A 23,372-nucleotide genomic window follows, 5' to 3' on the forward strand; every position below is an offset into this window, starting at 1 on the left:
TGCTTTAATAGCGGCAACGTTTTTTGTAATCGAATGCTTTAAAAATACAGTTTTAATTGTGAATGGCGGCTTGAAAAGGCTCCGGACAAAGGATAATTGCCACGGCTTTTTAAAAGTTTAGGAATAAAGGGATATATTTAGGGATCCAAACAAACCAATACCGACAATCATGATAGGCATTCTTTCCTTTGTGGGTTTTACCCTGCTCGTAGCAATTATATCCTATTTCGCTACCAGAACAACAAATGAAACAACTTCCGATGGCTATTTTTTAGGGGGCCGAAGCCTGACCGCAGGAGTGATTGCAGGATCTCTATTGTTGACCAACCTCTCAACAGAACAAATCGTTGGCCTGAACGGAAGCGCCTATTTGGATGGCCTTTCAGTAATGGCCTGGGAAACGCTTGCTGCGATCACCATGGTAATCACTGCTGTGTTCCTCCTGCCCCGCTATCTGAAGGGTGGTCTTACGACGGTTCCGCAATTCCTGGCTAAAAGATTTGATGTTACCACCAAGACCATCACTTCCGCCCTTTTTCTGACGGGATATGTTGTGGTGTTGTTGCCGGTAATCCTGTATTCCGGATCGGTAGCAATCAGTGGGATGTTTGATGTTCCCGGTTTACTCGGGGTCTCCGAGTCCACTGCCCTCAAATTATGTATTTGGGGAATAGGGATAGTAGGTTCAATCTACGCTGTATTCGGAGGCCTGAAGGCGGTAGCTGTTTCAGACAGTATTAACGCTATTGGTTTACTGATCGGGGGGGTCCTTATTCCCGTTTTCGGACTGATGGCTATTGGGGATGGAAGTGTCCTGGAAGGCCTTAACAATTTATACGAATCTGACCCGGCCCGTTTTGATTCAACCGGGGAGCATGGACAGGAAGTGCCCTTCAGCACTATTTTCACGGGGATGATGCTGGTACAATTGTTTTACTGGGGAACCAACCAGCAAATCATACAACGGGCCCTTGGTGCCAAGAACCTGGCAGAAGGGCAGAAAGGCCTGCTACTGGCTTCCTTTGTTAAGATCCTGGGTCCGATAATTCTCGTACTTCCGGGCATGATCGCTTATTATTATTTTGAGGGAGACCTGGCCTCCAGCAACATGGCCTATCCGGAACTGGTTCGGGCGGTATTGCCAACTTACCTGGTTGGCTTTTTCGCTGCAGTCCTTTTCGGGGCTATCCTGAGTTCCTTTAACAGTGTCCTGAACTCTTCTGTTACGCTCTTTGGGATTGATATATACAAGCAGCACATTAACAAGGATGCTACTGAGGCCACCACCGTCAAATACGGAAAGGTATTCGGGGTAATCCTGGCCCTGGCGGCAATGTTTGTTGCCCCTGTCATAGAAAGGGCAGGAAGTATCTTTGAATACCTGCAGGAGGTAAACGGGATTTATAATATTCCGATACTCACCATCATAGTTGTGGGCTACCTCACGCGACGGGTTCCTGCGATCGCTGCCAAAATATCCATTTTCCTGGGATCCGGGTTGTACATCATCAGTCAGTTTATCATTGGCCCGAACATGGTGGACAATGCCCTGCAGGCCGCCAAGGATTCTGGAATTACAGATGCTGCCAGCCTGAGGATGGTAGAAGCAGATGCCTACCCGCATTACCTCCATATTATGGCAATTCTCTTTATCCTGAATGTGGCTGTGATGATTATTATAGGCAGGATTTGGCCGAATAAAGATCCTTACCAGCTCGAGTACACAGGCCAGGTAGAGATTACTCCATACAAATATGTGAAGCAGGTTGGGATTTCCATAGTGGCCGTTGTGGTTGTAATATATATCGCCTTTGCTAAATAACCCGGCAGCTTCTTTGACCGGGACAGCTAAGGGTTAAATATATTGATTGATCAGGTTTTCAAATAACTCCTGTTTTCCGCTCTGAAGCGGGATCTTGCCCTGTTCCATGGCTATGTGGTACAGGTCTTTAAAATTGAGTTCCCCCGCTTCAAATTCCCTGCCCTTGCCCCAGTCATAAGACTGATAGCGCTCCTTGCGCATAACCCTGTAGGGAGAGGAATCCAATATTTTTTCAGCAATCAGCAATGCCCTGGCAAAGGTATCCGCCCCACCAATATGGGCCAGGAAAAGGTCTTCCGGGTCTGTGGAATTCCTCCTGAGCTTGGCATCAAAATTAATGCCACCCCCCTGCAGGCCTCCTGCATCCAGAAAGGTGAGCATGGCCAGGGTCACTTCATTGATGTTATTTGGAAACTGGTCTGTATCCCATCCATTCTGATAATCCCCCCGGTTGGCGTCTATGCTTCCCAGCATTCCATGGGCAGCTGCAACTTCCATTTCGTGTTGCATGCTGTGCCCGGCCAGGGTGGCATGGTTTACCTCCAGGTTGAGTTTAAAATCGTCCTGTAAACCATACTGCTTAAGAAAACCAATAACAGTGGCGGCATCATAGTCGTATTGATGCTTCATCGGTTCCATGGGCTTTGGCTCTATAAAAAAGGTGCCTTTAAACCCCTGAGCTCTGCCGTAATCACGCGCCATCCCCAAAAATCGCCCCAGGTGGTCCAATTCCCGCTTCAGGTTAGTATTGAGCAGGGACATATAGCCTTCCCGTCCACCCCAGAAGACATAATTTTCTCCCCCGAGTTTAATAGTGGTGTCCAGTGCCAGTTTGATCTGGGCCCCTGCACGGGCCAGAATCCTGAAATCCGGATTGGTGGCAGCCCCGTTCATATACCGGGGGTGGCTGAAACAGTTAGCCGTGCCCCATAACAGCTTTACCCCCGATGCCTGCATTTTTTTTAGGATATAGTCGCTAATCTGTTCCAGTCGCTGTTCTGAGGCAGCCAGGTTATCTGCCTCCTGAACCAGGTCAAAATCGTGAAAACAGAAATAGTCAAAACCCAGTTTGGTGATAAATTCAAAGGCAGCATCTGCTTTCAGGCGGGCTGCTGCCAGTGGGTCTGAAGGGGCATCCCAGGGATGGACCAGTGTTCCGGGCCCGAATGGGTCTGAGCCGGTTCCACAGAAGCTGTGCCAGTAGGCTACCGCAAATTTAAAGTGTTCCCGCATGGGTTTTCCTGCTACCAGCTGTTCCGCATTGTAATACTTAAAGGCCAGGGGGTTGTCTGATTCGTTCCCTTCATACCTGATGGCTCCTATCCCCTTAAAAAATTCTTTATCCCCGAGTAGTATCATGATTTAGGTATTTAGTATCGTTTCCAGTTTCTCTTTCCAATAATTATATGCCCGCAGATATGGTTCGCTTTCCTTATCCGGGATAACAGTTTTAACATAATCCCTTTCCTGTGCCTGGGAAACCAAAAAAGAGATGCCTCTTTCCTGAACGGAACAGGCCCGGGCAGCACCTATTGCCCCGGTTGTATTGTATAGTTCTACCGGTTTGCCGGAAAGGCTGGCTATCGTTTTTGCGAAAACCCCGGATTGAAACAGATTATCTGTTCCGGCACGTATTGCAGAATCTGCTGCTGCTTCTGAGGCGGTAAACTGCATATCATAAATTAATGCAAATGCTATTCCTTCCAGAGCGGCCCGATAAAGGTGCCCCTTATGATGCCGGTTAAAATCCAGATACGTAAAACTACCCCCGGGGGAGCGCCCGCCCAGGAGTCGTTCTGCACCGTTTCCGAAAGGGTAGCACAACAGCCCCCCGGAACCAACAGGAATGGCGGCTGCCTGCACATTCATGCTGTGGTAATCCGGTGCTGTCGTTTGTTCTTTAAGCCAACGATATTGTATTCCGGCACCGTTAACACATAGCAGTTTTCCGATACGCGGTCGTGTCCTGCTGTGGTTAGGGTGAGCGAAGTTATTGACACGGCGGATTTCAGCCGGCGGAAGCTTATCAGTGATTCCGTAAAGTACGCCCGATGTTCCGGCAGTAGCTGCCCACTCCCCGGGCTCAAATACATTCAGGCTAAGGGCATTGTTGGGCTGGTCGCCAGCTCTGTAAAGGAGCGGAGTTCCCGCAGCAAGGCCACTTTGAGAGGCTGCTTTTTTGCTTACCGTCCCCTGTATTCCAAATGAAGGCACATGGGCGGGGAGCAAATCGGGGGAAATATTCCAGTGATCCAAAAGGAAATAGGCGGGCGTATCTGCCTCAAAATCCCAAAGAGTACCCTCAGAAAGACCGCTGGCAGTGGTTGTATGGCTTCCGGTGAGTTTAAAGGCCAGGTAATCTCCGGGCAGGAGTATCTTTTTGATCTTTTCGAAAACTTCCGGTTCTTCTTTTTGTACCCACCTGAGTTTAGAGGCTGTAAAGTTTCCGGGTTCATTCAGGAGCCTGCTCTTACAGACTTTTTCGCCCAGTGCCTTTGCAGCATCATCCCCAATGGAAACGGCCCGGCTGTCGCACCAGATAATGGCATCCCTGGCGGGCTTCCCGTGAGCATCTATGCCAACCAGTCCGTGCATTTGATAGGCAATACCGATGCCTTTGATCTGATTTGCAATTAACCCATTTTTACGAATAATTTCCTGTGTGCCCGCGCATAAGAGCGACCACCACATTTCCGGGTCCTGCTCAGCCCATCCGGGCCGTGGAACCTTTATGGGGATTTCAGTCTCCGGGTATTTAACAAGGTCCTTTAATTTGCCGCTTTCCTGTTCTACCAGTGCAATTTTGAGTGAAGAACTACCTAAATCATATCCGAGATAATACATAAGGAGCGGTTAACCTTTGCTTAACAGGTGCTTATGTAAGATATAAAAAAACCCTGACGATACTTCGGCAGGGTTCAGGGTTCTTTAAGGAATCGTTTATTCCTCAGGGGTCTCCGCAATGGGCAAATAAACATCGGCCCGCCACTTCAGTGCATCCCCTCCCATATTTGGGTTGTTGAAGAAGAACTCTATGGGGTTTAATTCAACCGGGATATCATTGCGCTTAGCGTAATCTGCCAGGGCATACCAGGCCCGGTCCGAGGTAATGTAATTCCCATTGTAAATGGCCTTGAGGGCTTTTTTCTCAAAAAGCCGCTTGTATTTGATCCTTGGATGGTTCGGAAGTTTTTCCGAACGGATGATGGGGAAACAAAAATTAAAAGTAATACTGTCATTGGCCTGATTCCACTCTGTAACCTCTACAAAGGGGGTACCGTTGAGTTCTACGCCTGCATTGGTCAGGGATAGCCCAAGAAAATCTATATTGTCCATCATTCCGGCTGCTTTTCGCAATTGCGTTGTTTTAATGGTCGTATAGGCATAGTAGGTGCTTTTTAATTCCTCCTCCCCAACAATAGTTACCCGGAACTCGGAGAGATGCTCTTCCAGACCTTGTAAGAATTCTTCCAACTTGTTTAAGGTGGCTTTTTCAATTACAGATTCTCCGAAGGGCGCTTTCATTTTGTTCATCAGGCTGTGCTGCGGGTCTTTTACCTTTACCACTACCCTTGAGGTGCTGTCCGTAAGCGGCTCTATGGTCCAATTATAGAGGTGTACCGAATCTCCGACCTGTACCTGCTGTTGCAGGTTGTATAAATCTTCCTGTTCTACCGGGGTGTTCACAACTCCGGCGGTATCATGCCATAGTTTTATACTCTGGTTGATGGTGCCGGGGAAGGTATCGGCCTTAAAACGGACAATGTAATCATAAGGATAAATAAATAAATAGCCAACCAATGCGAGGCCTGCAATAGCAAGGGTTCCTATAAGTATCTTTTTCATATTCTAAACTGGGCTTTTACTGTTTTGGAGCAATTCAGCTGCTCTGGGTTTTATTTTAGGATTGTGGTTTATTTTCGGCCAATTCGCCGGTCTTTCGCATGCTGAGCTGGTCATTGATGAACCGACCCAGTGATTGCCCCTGATCAATGCCTATTTCTACGGCTGCGCGGTAATGAATCCCCCCGTACATCCGGCTGATAGCCGCTTCTTCCGAAGCTTCTATAAAAGAATTGAAACTGCGTACCGGAAGGCCATATTGTAATTCGGTGTCATCATCAAAAGCAAAATCTTCACCGAATATACTGGTCAGGGTTACTGCTGCGGCCCCTGAGACCACACTGTGCCCGCTGGTGTATTCCGGAAAGGGAGGTGTTTGCAAAACGGGTTTCCAGTTGTCGTCTATATGCTCATTTATCAGCGTTTCCGGCCGGATCAGATTAGAGCGGTATTTTTCATCCCAGCAGCTGATAAAACCGTCGGCAATGGCGATGGACGTTTTGGCATAGGCAAAAACACTGTCGTCAAAACCATAATCCACTTTCCTGCAGGCTATTTTGGTGATACCGATCCAATGGGCTCCGGGGCTGATTTTTTTGGTTGCAAACATCAGGTGTCCCCGGTTTACGGAGACATAAGGGTTGCAATCCCAAAACTGGGCAATAGCTACTTCTTCGGAACTGTCCCCTTTTGCAGTAATCTCCCTGCTTACATCGTAGACCTCCTTCACTTCCTTGTAAAAGGCAGATCCCTCCTCCATTGAAAAGGGTGGGGGCGGGGCAGGCCTGAACTGAGAGGCTGAATCCAGCACAAAAGGCCTGATCTTATTCCAATGGGGCTCTATTCCTTCCATATAGGAAGGCGGAGTAGGTTGCCAGCGCGCCGGGTCTTCTGTATCAACCGTAAATTTGGACATGGTCCGGGTTTGTTTGTAGTTGTCCTGGTCCATCCAGCCTGCGATAAATTCGGCTACCTCCAGGCCATAATCCCTGGAAGCTTCAAATTCCCTTTTGTTCTGATCGTTCCATCTGCCGTACAAACTGTCCCGGTAGGTTTCTATGCGTTCTTCAGAAAAAATCAGCCTTTTACTCAACTCTATATGAGCGATAAGCGCTGAAAGCTTGTAGTTGACGGCCGCCTGCTCATCCGGTTTCGGGATGCTCCCAAGGCCATCTACCTGGCCCTGAAGGGAATTGTATTTTTCGTTTTGCAAAGCCATGATTTCATAGGCGGCAATATTGGGGTACGCATAAATACGACTGGCAACCGGCGGGCTGAATATGTCGTGCACCATCACCTCCGTAACTTTATCTACCGAGGCGTGAAAATCTTCAGCCGTAATCTCAATGGGTTCTGCAGGTTTATTACAGGAAACCATTACAACTGCTGTACAAAGGATTGATCCGAAAAAGGCTTTCATCTTATTGTTTTATCAATTCATCAATTCGTAAACTTCTGCAGGAGCGTTATTGAAAACGACCAGCAGACAAGGTTTGTTTTTTAATTGGAAAATGGCCATATGCCTGACAGATTTGTGAATCAGGTCCAGCCCTAGTTGGTTTGCTAAAATAATGGTATTTTCATTTTTTATCAAGGCCCCGGGGAAGGAATCCAGGCGCCCCTGATAGGGCTTTAAGCCGAAATAATTTCCTGCAGCCAGTATCTCCTGCTTTCCGTCCCCGTCAAAATCAGCGTTAAGGAAATCCATTATGGGGGCTGTTTGAAGCGGGTTTGCAAAAGGCACGAAGCTAAAACGGCCGGTATCATTTCGAAGAAATCCGGAACGCAGTTCTGATATTTCAAATTTTTCAGCGGCCTCAAGGGTTTCCTCCCCGAAAATTGCCGTCAGATCCTGCCCGGCAAAGGCACTGTACTGTGTATATTTCTTTCGGAGCATTACCATCTGTGAAGCCAGTTCGTCCAGGCCTGCCAGGGGAAAGTACTTGCCATTTTTTGCGGTGGCTATGAGCGTTTCCGTACTTCCGTTACCATCGAAATCAGAGAAATACATTTGCAACGGATAACTTTCAGAAGCAGTGAATTTGGAATTCAGACCCCAATTTCCAAGAGCGTAGTCAATATCTCCGTCCCCATCCATATCAAAGGGGGCAATACGTTGCCATAATCCATTTAACTGCGGTGATTGATACGGCCTGAACCCATTACCATCATTTTCGAAGAAGCGCGGAGACATCCATTCCCCAACCACAATCAGGTCGCTGTCTCCGTCCCCGTCAAAATCGGTCCATAGCGCATCGGTTACCATACCAAGGCTGCGGCCGTCAAATTTGGCGGATACTTTAAATACCCCATCCTCGTTTTCCAACAGGAAACTATCCGGCCGCTTGCCAAACTTCCCGGTGATGGTCTGGTTTCCTACAAAAAGATCGAAATCCCCGTCCCCGTCGAAATCAAAAGGCCGGATAACGGATGTGTTTGCAAAATCTTTAGGAAATGCCTTTTTCACAAAGCCGGTATCGGTCTGTATATAATAACGGTTCTGTAATGGGGGCGTTTCCCCATAGAAATCCCCTCCTCCATTGCCAATGAGTAGATCCATTTTGCCATCTCCATTCAGGTCCTCAATAACCGCTGCTATATTTTCATCTATACTGTCGTTTTGGATTGCCGGCAGGGATACCTCGGCATACTCTCCGTTCCTTTGCAGAAATATTTGTGCCGGGTTGGATTTGGAACCGCCGAAAAACAAATCGGGTTGGCCGTCATTGTTCAGGTCGCCACTGGCGAAGGCGGGCCCGCGGTCTGCCAGGCTGTAGGGCAGTAATTTCTCACGGTTAAAGTCTGTGTAATTATCTTCCATATGTTCAAAAGGAAGAACGGCGGAATCATTTAGCTTCTTAAAAAGAAGCGCCGGATGCGAGGCAGCCAGAGGTCTTTTAGCAAGGGCGGGTCCTTCGGCCCGGATTGCCAGACTTTGGCCGGTTTCAAGGTTTTTTAGTATCTGGGATTCTCCTCCCGGCCATATAATTCTGAGGGAATCGACGGTTTTCAAATTTCCGAAACCAAAATGTACTACCGGCTCCGAGGAGGCCTGGAAGCCCCTGACCGTGTACAGTTCGCGAAATTGCATTTGCCCCCCGGCCCAGGCGTAAACTTTGCTTCCAATCCCATAGGGGTTTTTATCTGAGTAATGCAGACGGAGTTTGAGGGATTGGTTATTTTGTGGGTTTTTATTTTCCAGGATACTGGCCTTGCGGTTCAGGTTGTTGATCACCAGATCCAGGTCGCCATCCTGGTCAAGGTCTGCCCAGGCGGTTGCTCCGGACAAAACCGTATCTTTTTTAATCCATTCCCCGCTGCGATCGGTAAATTTCAAATCTGAGCCCCCTTCAAATACATAGTTGTGCACATTCCCGCTGGGCATCATTTCAAGGGCCTGCTGATCCATCAACTTGGTGTTGTTGATTTTGGCGCGGATCTGCTCGTTTGAGATGAATTTTACAAAATCCAGGTCATTTGGCCGTTTGGGGATACCATTGGATATGAATAAATCCTGCCTCCCATCCTGGTTCCAGTCCCCGAAAAGGGCGCTCCAGCTCCAGTCGGTTGCAGCCACGCCGCTCATCAGGGCTGTTTCCATAAACTTCCCGTCGGGCTGGTTGATGTAGAGCATATTACGGGTAAACTGGTAGTAGTAACCAAAGTTCTGGATACGGATCCGCTGCGTCTGTACATTGTCATCTCCTTCCGAAGATTTCAGGGGGACTTCTTCTTCCGGCAGCATATCCAGTGAAATCAGGTCCGGCCGTCCGTCATTGTTGATGTCTGCCACGTCACTACCCATAGAAAAGCGGCTGCTGTGGCCAAAATAAGTCCGCAGGCTTTCGGCAAAGGTTCCGTCCCCGTTGTTCAGGTAGAAATAATCATCCTCATGAAAATCATTTCCGATATACAGGTCAGGATACCCATCCAAGTTGAAGTCTGATACCGCCAGACCCAGGCCGTATCCGTTAATCCCCCCGTAAATACCGGCTTCCTCGCTAACATCAGTAAAACGGTCTCCGTCATTGCGAAGCAATTTGTCCCCGGTATCGTAGTTACGATCGTACCTCAGGGCTGCCCTGCCATAGGAATCCTGCGTATGTACCGCATGATTGAGCAGATATAAATCCAAATCCCCGTCCTGGTCGTAATCCAGGAAAGCCGCATTGGAACTGAAGGTGTCGAAATCCAGACCGTACTGCGCAGCACGCTCCGAAAAAGTATTATCCCCGTTATTGATATACAATTCATTATGTCCCGAAAAGCCGTTGATCCCGACTACTGCGCACACATAAATATCAAGCAGCCCATCCCCGTTTACATCGCCCATCACTGACCCGGTATTCCAGCTGCTGTTTCCGGCCACCCCGGCCGCTTCGGTAATGTCTTCAAACTGTAAGTTGCCTTTGTTCAGGTAAAGCTTATTTTTAACCTGGTTCCCGGAAAAATACAGGTCAGGAAGTCCGTCCTGGTTGATATCACCAACGGCTACCCCGCCTCCGTTATAGAAATAGAGGTAGTCCAGTATGTTGAGGGCATCCGTTTCCTTCAGGTCATTCGAAAACGCAAGGCCGGTTTTATCAGGGTCCACTTCCTGGAACTGGGTTGTGTTGTCCTTACAGGCCCAGAAGACACTTATTGATAATAGTATGTATATCGTTTTTTTCATTGCAGGCTAAAGAGCTTGGGAACATTTTCATTTAGTGCGGCCAGAACATAAATGTTGCCGTCTTTATCAGATAGTTTTCGCAAATACTTTACTTCTCCGTCTATCATAAAACCGCTTTTCTTGAAGTCCTGCCATTGAAAACCGGCTTTGCCGTCTCCCAGCAGTACGTTTCCGTAACCTGCATCCAGCCTGGAAAACTGCGGCTTGAATTCATAGTTGTTCCCGGCCATCACCAGGTCGGTATTTCCGTCGGCATTTACATCCATGCAGGCAATGTCACAAATACAGGACAATTGTACGCGGCTCGGGAGTTTCTTTATCGTAAAAGAACCGCCCCCTTCGTTAATGGCCACCACCGATTCAGAGAGGGTTACGCGTTTAATGATAGAGTTGCTCACCAGCTCCTGCGGGAACAATTGCTGAATGGTCCGGGTAGCATAAACAGATGCCTTCAGGTTTTCTTTTTTGAGGGAAACCAGTTGTCCTGTGAGTTCTTTTTTCTGATGAATAGGGTAGTCTCCTCCCTTATCAGACAGGGTCATGATCTGTTCCAGGGTCCCGTTGTTGTCAAAATCATTAATCCATAAGCGCATGGGTTTTCCGGGTTCGGGTTTGTAATGGATATTGGAGCCCTGATTCCCCAGTACCAGGTCCAGATCCCCGTCATTATCGAGGTCTGCACTTTGAACAGAATTCCACCAGCCGTGCAGGCTGTCCAGGGAGGTATTGATGCGGGTCAGCCGCCTGCCGTTATTCCGGAAAATTTTGGGGCTTCCCCAGTCCGACACGGTAACCAGGTCGGGTTTCTGGTCTCCATCCATATCTGCCCAGAGGGAACCGGTAACCATCCCGGCCTGTTTCAGGTCATTGGCCATACGGTCTGTGGCATTGCGGAATTGGCCATTTCCAACATTCTCCAGAAAAAGGTGGTCCGGGTCTACCCCGTAAACACCCACTACGGAGCGCGATCCGATAAATACGTCCATATCCCCATCCTGGTCAAAGTCCAATGGACTGACTGTTGACATATTCTTCAATGCTGTGGGTAGTTCTTCTGGGGATTTTTGGAAATTCCCCTTACCGTCATTGAGATAGAGGCGAGGCCTGTAGGTTTGTTTTTGGGAAACCTCGTTCCCCCCGCTTGCTACCAACAGGTCTATATCGCTGTCCCCGTCAGCATCAAAAAAGGCTGCAGCGGTATCTTCATACGAGGCATCCTGCTCAAATGAAAGGTTTCTTACAGGCCTTAATTGTCCTTTGCCCATATGGAGATAGAGTTTTCCGGACTGGTTGCTTGCACCACCCAGGTAGAAATCATCATTACCGTCTCCGTTCACATCTCCTACGGCCAGGGCGGGCCCTTCCTGCGAAAGTTTGTGGGAGATCAGCCCTTCATGGTCAAAATCATTGTAGAGGTTTTCTTTATGCGCCTGCACATTAGTAAGGGGGATTTCTGTCATAAGGGTTTCCGTCCTTGGCGGGGGAAGTGGCCTGTAGGTTTCATTCGCATCTGAATACCTTAACAGCAATTCCTGGTTGGGTTGTACTCCTGTGAGTAGCTGTGTTTGGTCATCCGGCCAGATAATGCGAACCGAATCGATCAGGCTGGTTTTTCCAAGGCCCAGTGCCATGGTATAGTCTACCGAAGATTGAAAACCCCTGGAAGGAATTAATTCCTGTACGATGACCTGATCATTAAAATAAACCCTGGCAGTGGTGCCGATCGCGAACGGGTTTTTCTCCGGTCCGTTAAACCGAAGACGGATGTAGTTGTTGTTTTTCTGTTTGTCCGTATTGTTGCGGTATATAAAGGCTTCCATATTGACATTGTTGATCACCAGGTCCAGGTCGCCGTCATTATCCAGGTCGCCGTAAGCGGCGCCATTGGAGCGGGTCGGTAAATCAAACCCCCAGTATTCATTGGCCTTGTCAAAAGTTATGTCCCCCTTGTTGCGATAGGCGTAGTTCGGCTGGGGTTCGATGGGCATTTTCTGAATGATGGAATCAATGGACTCCTTGCGCCCGGTAAGGGCCATTTTCTGAATGATTTCATTCGCGAAAAAGTCTACAAAATCCAGATCTGTGAGATCGTGGTTGATCCCGTTGGTGATAAAGATGTCTTTCAGCCCGTCGTTGTCCATGTCAAACATCAGGCCAGCCCAGCTCCAGTCCGTTGCATCCACCCCGCTGTAATAGGCCACTTCCGAAAAGGTGCCGTTTCCATTGTTGAGCTGGAGGGTGTTCTGAATATATTGCTGGAAAAAATCTTTTCCCCTCTTGAGGTTGTAAACATTATAACCCTCAAATTCCATAACCGATTTAACGCGCTGCTCGGGTTCTGGCAACATATCCGTTATAAAGACATCCTGGTAACCGTCATTATTGATGTCTCCCACATCTATCCCCATGGCTGACAGGCTCAGGTGACCCGTCCAGTCTTTAATCTGTTCCGAAAAAGTGCCGTCCTGGTTGTTGATGTATAAATAGTCCCTTTCGTAAAAATCATTCGATATATACAGGTCTGGGTAGAGGTCCTGGTTAAAATCGGTAACCATTACCCCCAGGCCAAAGCCGATCAGGCTCCCGTAAATCCCAGCTTCTTCACTTACGTCTACAAATTTACCCTCGTCATTCCGGAGTAACATGTCTCCAACACCCCTGAATATATGCGGAACACCTTCCCAGTCCTGGGCACGCACTTCCCGTTGTTCGGCGTATCCCAGGCTGCTAACAGGGATGTTGCTATTGTTGAGGATATAGGCATCCAGATCCCCGTCTTTGTCGTAATCAAAAAAGGTGGCGTGAGTGGTAAAACCGGTTTCGGCCAGGTTATACTCGGCAGCCTGTTCCGTAAAAGTCAGGTCCCCGTTATTGATGAAGAGATCGTTGTCGTGATTGTTGCCCTCCATGTTCCCGGCGTTGCTGACATAAATATCCAATAAACCGTCTGCATTGATATCTGCCATGACCACTCCTGTAGACCAGGGTTTGTTCCCGGTCACACCTGCTGTTTCAGATATATCCTCGAACCGGAAATCACCTTTATTCAGGAATAATCGGTTAGCGACCATATTCCCGGTAAAAAAGATGTCTACCAGGCCATCATTGTTAATGTCGCCCAGGGCCACCCCGCCACCGTTGTAAAAATTCCGGTATTTGAAAATATTGAAATCCTTCTGGTTTTCAACAGAGTTCACAAAGCTTACCCCGGTACTGTCACTGCTCAGGAGGGTAAACAGGGTTTCTTCCTGTTCAGGGGTTACTGCTTTGGGCTGTTCTTCGGCACAACTGGCCAGGAGTGTTACTATTCCAAGTACGATTAATCTATTGAACTTCATATTCGTTTTCATTGTATTCTAAAAAAGACCGGGCTGTCATCATTCCTTCCGATCACATAAGTTTTTACCCCTTTGATGTTAAGGGATGTTATATTTCTGGCGGCCCCTGAAAGGGGGATCGTATTTCTTCTGTCCCATTTAAACCGGGCATTGCCCTGGTTGATCAAAATTAAACCATTCAACCCGTCCAATCTACCGAGTTGTGTATTAAGTTGATAGTGATTTCCGACCGGTAGCAGATCTACTTCCCCATCCTGGTCAAAATCATCCAAAGCGAAATCGTAAATAACGGAGGCCTGGGCCAGAAGGGGTAAGCGTTGCTTGTGGTACTTTCCATTCCCGTCATTGATAAAAAGACAACTGGCCAACTCTGTGACTTGTTTTTGATCTGCCTTTAAAAGCGCTTCCCGCCCGAACAGGTCCTGCAGGTTTGCCCTGGCAAAGCTATTATAGGTACGATATTTTTTATTTAGGAACGGCATTTGTTTGACTAGTTCGTCTTTGGAGGCAAAAGGGGTTTCAACTCCCTTGTGGTAATAGGTTACCAAAGGTTCAATGGAGCCATTCTGATCAAAATCGTAACGATACAGTTGAAGGGGTTCTTTGTAGGAGGCTTCAAGTTTGCTGTTCAACCCCCAATTTCCACCCAGGATGTCCAGGTCCCCGTCCTGGTCTATATCTACAATTTTAATAGTATTCCATAAGCCTTTATGGGTTTCCAGGCCGTTGCCTTGCTGCAGTTCCCAATGTCCTGCCTTGTTTAAATAAACAGCCGGGGCGTTCCAATGACCAATCACTATGAGGTCCTCAAGGTCATCCCAGTTGAGGTCCTGCCAGAGGAAATCCTGAATATTACCGTACTCCTGAAGGCCCGGCAGGTATTTTTCCGTAAGGTCGGAAAAGTGACCCAGGCCATCATTTTCCAGGAGGTAGTGCCTGGTATTTTTTCCGAAGTTCCCTGCAATCCCATCCGAACTGATAAATACATCCAAATCCCCATCCTTATCTATATCATGGGCCCGAACCCTGGAAGCATTCAGTTCCATCTCCGGGAAGGAATCGGATCTTTGAAAGGTTTTGCCTTGCAGGTTTAAATATAAGCGGGGTTGCAGTGCTTTGCCCTGCTGAAATTCGTTTCCTCCGCTAACAACCAGTATATCGGGCCATGAATCACCATTTGCATCAAATACTGCCTGGGAGGTATCTTCATATAGGGCATCTTCTTCAAACACCTCTGTTGCCAGGGGTGCGAAGGATCCATCGGGTTGTTGCAGAAAAAGGGAGGAAGCTTGTTTTTTGGCACCACTGATAAATAAATCATCAAGCCCGTCCCGGTTGAAATCTGCCACGGAGATATCCGGTCCTTCATTGGAATTGGCAAAGGCTATTAACGGCTCCCTGTCAAAATCGATACTGATATTTTCCTTGTGTCGAAACGGAAGGAGGGAATCATTGACCTGCCAGTATGAATCTGTGGCCAGGCGAGCATAGTAATTACCACCGGCCTCTTTTTCATGCAGGCTGAGATGGTCCCCTGCCGAAATCCCGCTAAGCTTTTGGTAAGCCCCTCCGGGCCAGACAACGAGCAGGGAATCTAGCTGTTTTGCCTTCCCAGGGGCGATATGGATTTGGGCCGGGACTGCAGAGAGGTACCCCCTGCTGCTGTAATTTTCGCGGAATTGAAGGGTATCCCCCGAATAAGCCAGGATTTTGGCCCCAATGCCCTTGGAGTTATCTCCGGATCCTTTCAGGCGTACTGAAAGGGCCGAAGGATATTGTGAAGTATTCTCATAAACTGCCGCAATGGCATCTACCTGGTTTACGATTAAATCCAGGTCTCCGTCCTGATCCAGATCGGCGTAGGAACATCCATTGCTATAACTGGGAGTGGTTCCTATCCAGGCTTCCGTCTGGTCTGAAAAATTTAAGCCCCCGGTATTCCTGTAGAAATAGTTTGGGACCTTTTTGGGAGGGATCTCCTGGGTCAGGGGTAAGTCGTCTGTGTTCATGCCGCTGTCGATACGACGCTGAATGGCCTCGTTGGCTATAAAATTCATATAGTCCATGTCATTGGTGGCCCCTTTGATCCCATTGCTGATAAAGACATCTTTCAGTCCGTCATTGTCAAAATCTTCGATCAGGGCACCCCAGGACCACTCGGTCGCAGCAAGCCCTGAAAGCTCCGCAATTTCTGAGAACTGTTCCCCTCCCATATTTAATTGCAGGGTGTTTTGCATGTATTGAGGTGCAAAGCCATTGTTCAGGTACTGCCTGTAGATGGGGTAGGGGTATTCCAGGCCGGAAGTTTTATAGGTAATCAAATCTTCCGGGAGCATATCCAGTGAGAGAATATCAGGAAGACCGTCATTGTTGATATCCGATATATCGTTGCCCATACTAAAGTGGGAGGTATGGCCTATGCTGCCTGTCTCTTTGGATATGACCTCCTGAAAAGTTCCGTTTCCGCGATTGAAATAGAGATAGTCATTTTCAAAGAAATCATTGCTGATATAGATATCCGGGTAACCATCATTATTCAGGTCACTTATGCCTATGCCCAAACCGTAACCGGCCTTGCCCTGGTATATACCCGCTTCCCGGCTTACGTCCGTAAAGGTGTCCCCTTCGTTTCTGAATAAGCGGTCCCCGGCCAGCGGGTCAAATTCACTGCGTTGCGAGCCTTTTCCGTAATTCCGGTTAGGATGCACCGAGTGGTTGAGCAAAAACATATCCAGGTCTCCGTCCAGGTCGTAATCAAAGAAAGCAGCCTGTGTAGAGAGACCACTGAAATCCAGCCCGTATTCTTCAGCCATTTCCTTAAAAACAGGAATGCCTTTTTCGTTGTTCCCCTGGTTTACGAATAAAAGGTTTCGACCCTCTAGACTGCGGTAACCGGCGGCTTTACAAATATAGATATCCTGAAGGCCATCTCCGTTAATATCCGCATGGGTTACCCCGGTGGTCCATCCTTCAGAATTTATAGTGTTTGCTTCCTGGCTGACCTCTTCAAAGCGGAAATTCCCTTTATTTAGGTATAAGGCATCTGCTCCCTGGTTTGCGGTAAAGTAAAGGTCAATTAGCCCGTCATCATTAAAATCTGCAGCGGCCACACCGGCCCCGTTGTAATAATACAGGTAGGTGAGTATATTGAGATCGGGCGTTTCCGTAAGTTGATTTTTAAATGTAATACCAGTCTCAGATGGAGTGGTTTCCCGAAACAAAGGTGGCGCGGTATTGTCGCAACCACTCAGAAATAAAACAAAGGCTATTCCAATTAATAGAATTCTCATAAGCTCCTGAAGACAGCTCACGAAATTAAGCAGAAACCCTAAGAAAGGCCAATGAATCCTATTGTGTTAATATTTCATTAAGTTAAAGTTTAAGGAATAGAGGTGAAGTGTGAAAAGTTCTGTAAAATAAAAAGGCTGCCCGAAGACAGCCTTTTATTATTATTGGAACGCTGGATTAGTATCCAGGATTCTGTACCAGATTTGGATTCGCCAGTATTTGTGGCAGTGGGATAGGGAACAACAAACGGGTTGGATTGTTGGTTGCACTGGCACCTTTAAATTCCCAATCTCTCAGGTATGCACCAAAGCGAACCATATCGTTTCGTCTCCAGCCTTCTGCGAAAAGTTCTCTCGCTCTTTCGTCAAGGATATCTGACTCCGTTACTGATCCCAGAGGACTAGCTCCTCTTTGGGTCCGTAGAGCATTGATCATAACAGTTGGATCACCACCACTTCTAAGCATAGCCTCAGCTTTCATAAGATAAGCATCGGCATAGCGGAACATGATGTTGTGATTCGCAAATCCGTCATTGTACTGTGCCTGATACTTCTGGACGCGAATACCGGTTGTTTCACTGTTGTTGATAAGACTGGTTGCTCCGCTTCCATCAACAAAATCACGGGTAAAGGCCAGTGGCCCTCCCTGACGATCTTCGAGAGGTGTCCCATCTTCAGCGTATTGCTGCCCAATCAGGAAACCAACCCCTACGTTGGAACCGGCGTTTCCGTTTCCAATCTGAGGAACCCCACCACGGCGCTCTTCCTGGTTACTTACCTGTGCAGAGAACAGTACGTCATCAAAATCGTTGTCGTTGGGGTTACCTTCGAAAAGGTCGTAGTACTCTGCCAGAGTACTGAAACCATTCCATCCCCCTCCACCTAAACCGGTAGAGTTGTAGTGCAGGCCGTTGTAAATACGGTTACATACACAAGCTTCGGCCCACCAGATCGTTTCAGTATCCGGGGTATCGCGGAACATATCAAAATAATCATCCTCCAGGGCATACCCTTCAGCAGTAATGGCATCCACTAAAGAAATTACCTCTGCCATATCCGATGCGGCTGGCGTTGGAATACTTAGTTCACCTGCGGCCAGAGCTAACTGGTTGTCGTAAATATGACGATTCAGTAAAACCTTGGCCTTTAACATCCTTGCGGCAGCTTTGCTGGCGCGATTTAAACTGGCAGTAGACGTTCCTGTAGCCGGGAGGCCACTGATCGCTGCATCCAGATCAGCCAGTATAAAATTAACTGCGTCCGCCCCTGAAAGAACTTCAGGTACTACGGAAGAAGACAGGGTTACATCCCTGAAGGGTACCTGCCCGAACAAATCCAGAATAGTGAACATGTTATAGGCTCTCAGGAAATGTGCCTGAGCGGCTACATCAGCTGTGGCAGCAGACCTGGAATCCAGGATCTGAGAGGCCAGTAACTGGTTCGCGTTGTACTGGTTGAAAGGCGCAATGATATCAGCTTCTTCCAGACCCCATTCGTGCTGGTGTAATTTTCTCCAGCGACCGTTGTCCCCCCAGTCAGCACCCCTGGTAGGAACCAAAAGTGCGTCAGTGGTTACTTCGTAAAGGGCGTAACGGGCAGCCTGGTCGGCCCATTGGCCATAAACCTGTCCGTATAATTGATTAAGGGCTGAGGCCGGATCCTCCAACCCCTGGAAACCCTCACTGATAAAAGAGTCGGTTTCCTCAATCTCCAGGTCAGTACAAGAACTGAGTCCGAAGACTGCGAGTAATGTTAGTGTTAGTAATTTAAGATTACATCTTTTCATGATCTACAATTTTTTTTAATTAAAATGTTGCATTAATTCCAAATGTAACAGTTCGTGGGTTAGGGAAGGCTGCCCAGTCGATTCCCCTGGTTGGAATTCCTGATCCCAGTGATCCGGTTGCTACAGTTACCTCGGGGTCTATTCCGCTGTAATCCGTAATCAGGAACAGGTTTTGTCCGGTAAGGGAGAAACGTAAACTTTTGAACGTCCCGTCTCCACTTAGAGGCACATTGTACCCAAGGGTTGCGTTTTGGAATCTAACAAAATCTCCTTTTTCCAGGAAACGGGTAGAAACAGCTGTTGAAGCCCCTCCGTTTTCGCCTGCATTGGCAGCAGCAACCGTCACGTTACGAGCGGTAGTAAGCTGTCCTGCATTGAAGAAGGAGTTGGCTGTGTTGTTATAAACAGAGAATCCGAATTGGGCGTTAAAGAAAGCACTAAAGTCCCAGTTTTTATAACCGAAGTTCAGGGACAAACCTGAAGTTACATCAGGTAATGCATCTTCTCCTACGAAAGATTTATCTGAATCAGGATCTCCGATTCCATTTCCGTCAACATCTGTGTATACAGGGTTTCCATCGCTGTCAAAACCTTCGAAAGTAGCCATGTACCAGGAGAACAGGGACTGGCCAGCTTCAAAGCGCTGGGCAAAAGCTCCTGAAAGTCCGGGTCCGGCAATCTCACCTGTGTTGATGGATCCTTCGAAATCCTGAATCTCGTTTTTGTTGTATGCAATGTTAAAGGACGCGGAGAAAGAAGCATCCTCAGATTGCAAAAAGTCGTACGAAAGGGCCAATTCAATACCCTGGTTCAGTACAATTGCATCTACGTTACCAAATTGGAATGGGTTAACCGATGGAGCAGCAGGAGGTGTCTGTAACAGAAGGTCCTGTGTTTCGGAGCGGTAAACATCAATACTACCACTAAAACGGTCCAGATTGAAACCAAAGTCAAGACCAACGTTAAAGTTGACAGTAGACTCCCATTTCAGGTCGGGAACATCAGTAGCAACAATAGACAAACCATTTTGGTTTACAGTGGCATCGGCATTGATTCCCAGACCGGCAAAACGCTGACGGGCAACAAAGTTACCATAACCCAGTCCATCCTGGTTACCGGTAATACCAGCACTCAATCGAAGCTTCAGGGTAGAGATATTTTCCCCTATGAAGTCTTCTTCCCCAATTTGCCAGGCAAAAGCACCGGATGGGAAGTAACCATACTGATTTTCAGGACCGAATCGTGAAGATCCGTCTGCCCGCATGGTAGCTGTAAATAAATATTTGCTGGCAATGCTGTAGTTTACCCTACCGAAGAAGGATTGCAGCTCGTCAGTATTATCCCCTGTGTCGGCAGTAATGGACTGAACCTCGCGCAGGAACTGGAAAGGAATAACCTCCCCGGCAACCACATCAGGAAACAGCCTGTTTATAACTAAGCCGGAAGTATTATTTCCGTAGTAGAACTGCTGATATGAACCATCAATGGAACTTGCAGCAGCATTAACGGTATTTTTCAGGGTTTCTGCCATCAGGTTGAGGTCAGAAGTACCAAAACCACGACCTGCTGCACCCCGTCCAGAGGTACGGAAGTCCTGGTAGGCATAACCCACAAGGGCATCCAATTTAGAATTATTGAAGTCCTTTACATAACTTAAAGTAGCTTCAAGGGTTTTATTTTCCCTGTAAAGCGTGTTGTAAGTACCGAAACCAGTGCCTTCTATTCCATTGAAGTTTTGCAGTCTGGAAGACAGAACAGAAAGATTCTGGCTTTCAGACTTGTCATAACCTAAATTCACTTTACCGGATAATTCGGCGGTGAATTTATATTCGGCAGAGCCGTTTATCAGGAAACGATCTGTGTTCGTTTTGTTTTGAGTTTCTCGCAGATAGTTGGCTGGCTGGATTTGACCTCCACCATCGTCAAAGAAGGGGTCACTAGGCCAGGTAGGATTAGCCGAATAGGCTGCTCCCAGAATATCCCCACGGAATCCGGCACCACCGGCAAGGGGTGGCTGGTCCCTGTTTACGCGAGAAACAGAGGCCTGAAGCCCTAATAACAGGCGATCCTGGAAAAATTTGTGACTTGCATTAAGTCGCCCGGTAATCCTTTCGAATTCGGATTTCTCCACAACACCAAATTGTTTCTGGTATCCAAAGGTTGCCCGAACGTTCCCATTATTATAGCGGTGTGAATAAGCAATATTATTGTTGGTAGAGGCTGCGGTCCGCAACACTACCTCCTGCCAGTCTGTATTAGCTCTGTAATCCACATTGGCACGGTTACCTCCATAAGCCTCAACGGCATCCAAGAAACCTTCTCTCCCAAGCAGGTCGTAATTCCCACGTGGAGTAGAAATACTCAGGTTGGAAGAAAATTCAATAATGCCTCCTTCTGCACCCTTTCCACTTTTTGTGGTAATGATCACAACCCCGTTGGCACCCCGTGAACCGTAAATGGCGGTTGCAGAGGCATCCTTAAGGATACTGATACTTTCGATATCACTTGGGTTCAGGAAGTTCAAGGGGTTACCTACATCACTTCCTCCCTGTCCGGTGTCTCCGGATGCATCCGTATTCTGTCCGAAAAGCGGCACTCCGTCCACAACGAAGAGCGGGTTGTTATTGGCCCGAACAGAGTTAGCACCACGGATGTTTACCTGGATACCAGCACCCGGCTCACCACTGGTTTGCTGGATGTTAACCCCGGCAGTTTTACCCTGGATTAATTGTTCAGGGGAGGAGATCACACCTCCGTTGAAGTCTTCAGAAGTAACTGCGGTCACAGAACCCGTTGCATCTTTAACTGTGGTCTGACCGTAACCGATTATCACCACTTCGTCCAATGCCTGGGCATCTTCCTCAAGGGTGACGTTTATGGTGGAACGACCATTTACAGGGACTTCCTGGGTAGCGTAACCAATGTAACTGAAAACAAGTACTGCATTGGCATCTACTCCATCAAGGGTATAATTCCCATCGAAGTCGGTTTGCGTACCAGTGGTAGTTCCCTTAACCACAACGCTTGCCCCTGGCAGGGGGCCCGTTGCATCAGAAACAGTACCTGATACTTCTTGCGCTTGAGCAAGTCCGAAGCATAAAAATGCCCCAACAAGCAAAAAGCTCTTGAGTAGCGTAATCTTCATAAATAGTTAAATTTTAAGTTTAGTTAATTTAATTCAAGAGGTCAAAGTATGTAAAAAAAATGTTAATATCCTATTTTTAGAGGGGTTAACAAGTACGAAAACGGTTTCGTGTTAATAACTTATGGTTTATATGAATACTATATTTTTTGGTTGGTTCACTTGCCAATTCAATAATGTGGAGGTGTTTGAAATGGCAAATCACTGTCAAATATAGTATTTTTTTATTCCCCTGACAATTTAGTTTTTTTTGAGAAGCATTTGCAATTACGGCGATTAGCGAACTTTTAGGGGAATAAATATTAAATATTGTAATAATATGTACCTTCACCTATATAATTAATCCCATAGCTAAGGTGCGCAGGAAAATTACACTTAAGCACATCGCTCGAGAATTGGATGTTTCGATATCCACGGTATCCAAGGCTTTAAAAAACAGCGAGGAAATAAGCCGGGATACCAAAGAGAAGATTCAGGCTTTCGCAAGGCTATACAACTACAAGCCCAATAATATTGCGATAAGCCTTAAAAATAAGCGCACCAAGAATATAGGTGTGGTTATTCCGGATATTGTCCATCATTTTTTCACTACGGTTTTCAGGGGGATAGAAAAATATGCAAATCAGAAAGGCTATAATGTAATTGTCTGCGTTTCCGACGAATCCTTTGATAAGGAGGTCATCAATATGGAAATGCTCGCTAATGGGAGTATAGACGGTTTTATTGTAGCATTATCTGCAGAGACACAGCAAAGGAATGATTTCAACCATCTGCGGGAAATTACCGAACAGGGAATCCCACTGGTGTTGTTTGACAGGGTCACAGACGAAATTGAATGTGACAAGGTTATCATCAACGATGAAGAAGCAGCTTGTGAGGCAGTTGAGCGTCTGATTCTATCCGGGAAAAAAAATATTGCACTCTTTACCACAGAGAGTTATCTGAATGTTAGCGAGAAGCGGACGATGGGATATCTAAAGGCCTTGCGCAAGCACAATATCCCGATTAGGGAAGAACTTATCCTGAAATTACCTTTCCAGTTCGAAAACGAAAATTTAAGCGAAAAGTTTTTTAAAGAACAGTCCTTTGATGCGGTATTAAGCGTAAATGAAATTTTTGCCATCAGGGGAATGCGACTGGCTCAGAAGTACGGATTCAGGATCCCACAGGACATCGCCTTTGTTGGTTTTACTGACGGCATACTTTCCAAGAACTCCATGCCAACACTTACCTCAGTTGCTCAACACGGCGAACAAATGGGAGCCCTTGCTGCCGAAATGCTCATTGAAAAAGTTGAACAACAAAATGAGGAGAACGATAAAGGTAATTATCAGACAAAAATTATTAAGGCCTCGCTTATTGAGAGAGAGTCTACTTTGCTCAATAGCTAATATACGTGCTTGCGAACCGGCCGAATGGAGTCCAAAATCAAATTCCTTTCTATATTTGGTTCCGGGATCTGATAATCGTATCAGAAAGATT

Annotated in this window: 11 protein-coding genes; 2 read left to right on the forward strand and 9 right to left on the reverse strand. The window is 47.2% G+C overall.

All coding sequences use genetic code 11. The features are described 5' to 3' along the window. The first annotated feature begins 169 nt into the window (after positions 1–169). The gene (locus ACT6NV_RS08225) at positions 170–1,822 is read left to right on the forward strand and encodes a solute:sodium symporter family transporter (protein WP_445384000.1); all 1,653 of its coding nucleotides are present in this window, start codon (positions 170–172) and stop codon (positions 1,820–1,822) included. A 33-nt stretch (positions 1,823–1,855) separates the two neighbouring features. Here ACT6NV_RS08225 and xylA read toward each other — a convergent pair whose 3' ends face one another. The 9 genes from xylA to ACT6NV_RS08270 form a co-directional block, all read right to left on the reverse strand. Further along, complete coding sequence (gene xylA / locus ACT6NV_RS08230; protein WP_445384001.1) at positions 1,856–3,181, reverse strand: xylose isomerase; 1,326 nt, start codon at positions 3,179–3,181, stop codon at positions 1,856–1,858. A gap of 3 nt (positions 3,182–3,184) precedes the next feature. Then, positions 3,185–4,666 (reverse strand): xylulokinase, encoded by a 1,482-nt coding sequence (locus ACT6NV_RS08235; protein ID WP_445384002.1) that lies wholly within the window; start codon positions 4,664–4,666, stop codon positions 3,185–3,187. Positions 4,667–4,762: 96 nt separating this feature from the next. Beyond that, on the reverse strand, positions 4,763–5,668 hold the full coding sequence (locus tag ACT6NV_RS08240; protein WP_445384003.1) for an AraC family transcriptional regulator: 906 nt from the start codon (positions 5,666–5,668) through the stop codon (positions 4,763–4,765). Between the two features lie 55 nt (positions 5,669–5,723). After that, on the reverse strand, positions 5,724–7,085 hold the full coding sequence (locus ACT6NV_RS08245; protein WP_445384004.1) for a vanadium-dependent haloperoxidase: 1,362 nt from the start codon (positions 7,083–7,085) through the stop codon (positions 5,724–5,726). 12 nt (positions 7,086–7,097) lie between these two features. Then, entirely contained in the window at positions 7,098–10,337 is a 3,240-nt protein-coding gene (locus ACT6NV_RS08250; protein ID WP_445384005.1) for a VCBS repeat-containing protein, read from the reverse strand. Then, positions 10,334–13,675, reverse strand: a complete 3,342-nt coding sequence (locus tag ACT6NV_RS08255) for a VCBS repeat-containing protein (protein ID WP_445384006.1) — start codon at positions 13,673–13,675, stop codon at positions 10,334–10,336. The genes ACT6NV_RS08250 and ACT6NV_RS08255 overlap by 4 nt, the downstream gene beginning before the upstream one ends. A gap of 8 nt (positions 13,676–13,683) precedes the next feature. Continuing rightward, positions 13,684–16,965 carry a VCBS repeat-containing protein gene (locus tag ACT6NV_RS08260; RefSeq protein WP_445384007.1) on the reverse strand — a complete coding sequence of 1,094 codons (3,282 nt, stop codon included), beginning with the start codon at positions 16,963–16,965 and terminating at the stop codon, positions 13,684–13,686. Between the two features lie 175 nt (positions 16,966–17,140). Further along, the gene (locus ACT6NV_RS08265) at positions 17,141–18,748 is read right to left on the reverse strand and encodes a RagB/SusD family nutrient uptake outer membrane protein (protein ID WP_445384008.1); all 1,608 of its coding nucleotides are present in this window, start codon (positions 18,746–18,748) and stop codon (positions 17,141–17,143) included. 19 nt (positions 18,749–18,767) lie between these two features. Beyond that, positions 18,768–21,893, reverse strand: coding sequence for a SusC/RagA family TonB-linked outer membrane protein (locus tag ACT6NV_RS08270; RefSeq protein WP_445384009.1), 3,126 nt, complete (start codon positions 21,891–21,893; stop codon positions 18,768–18,770). Positions 21,894–22,246: 353 nt separating this feature from the next. Between ACT6NV_RS08270 and ACT6NV_RS08275 the strand changes: the two genes are divergently transcribed. After that, positions 22,247–23,281 (forward strand): LacI family DNA-binding transcriptional regulator, encoded by a 1,035-nt coding sequence (locus ACT6NV_RS08275; RefSeq protein ID WP_445384010.1) that lies wholly within the window; start codon positions 22,247–22,249, stop codon positions 23,279–23,281. Positions 23,282–23,372: the final 91 nt, after the last annotated feature.

The sequence above is a fragment of the Robiginitalea insularis genome (assembly GCF_052497835.1).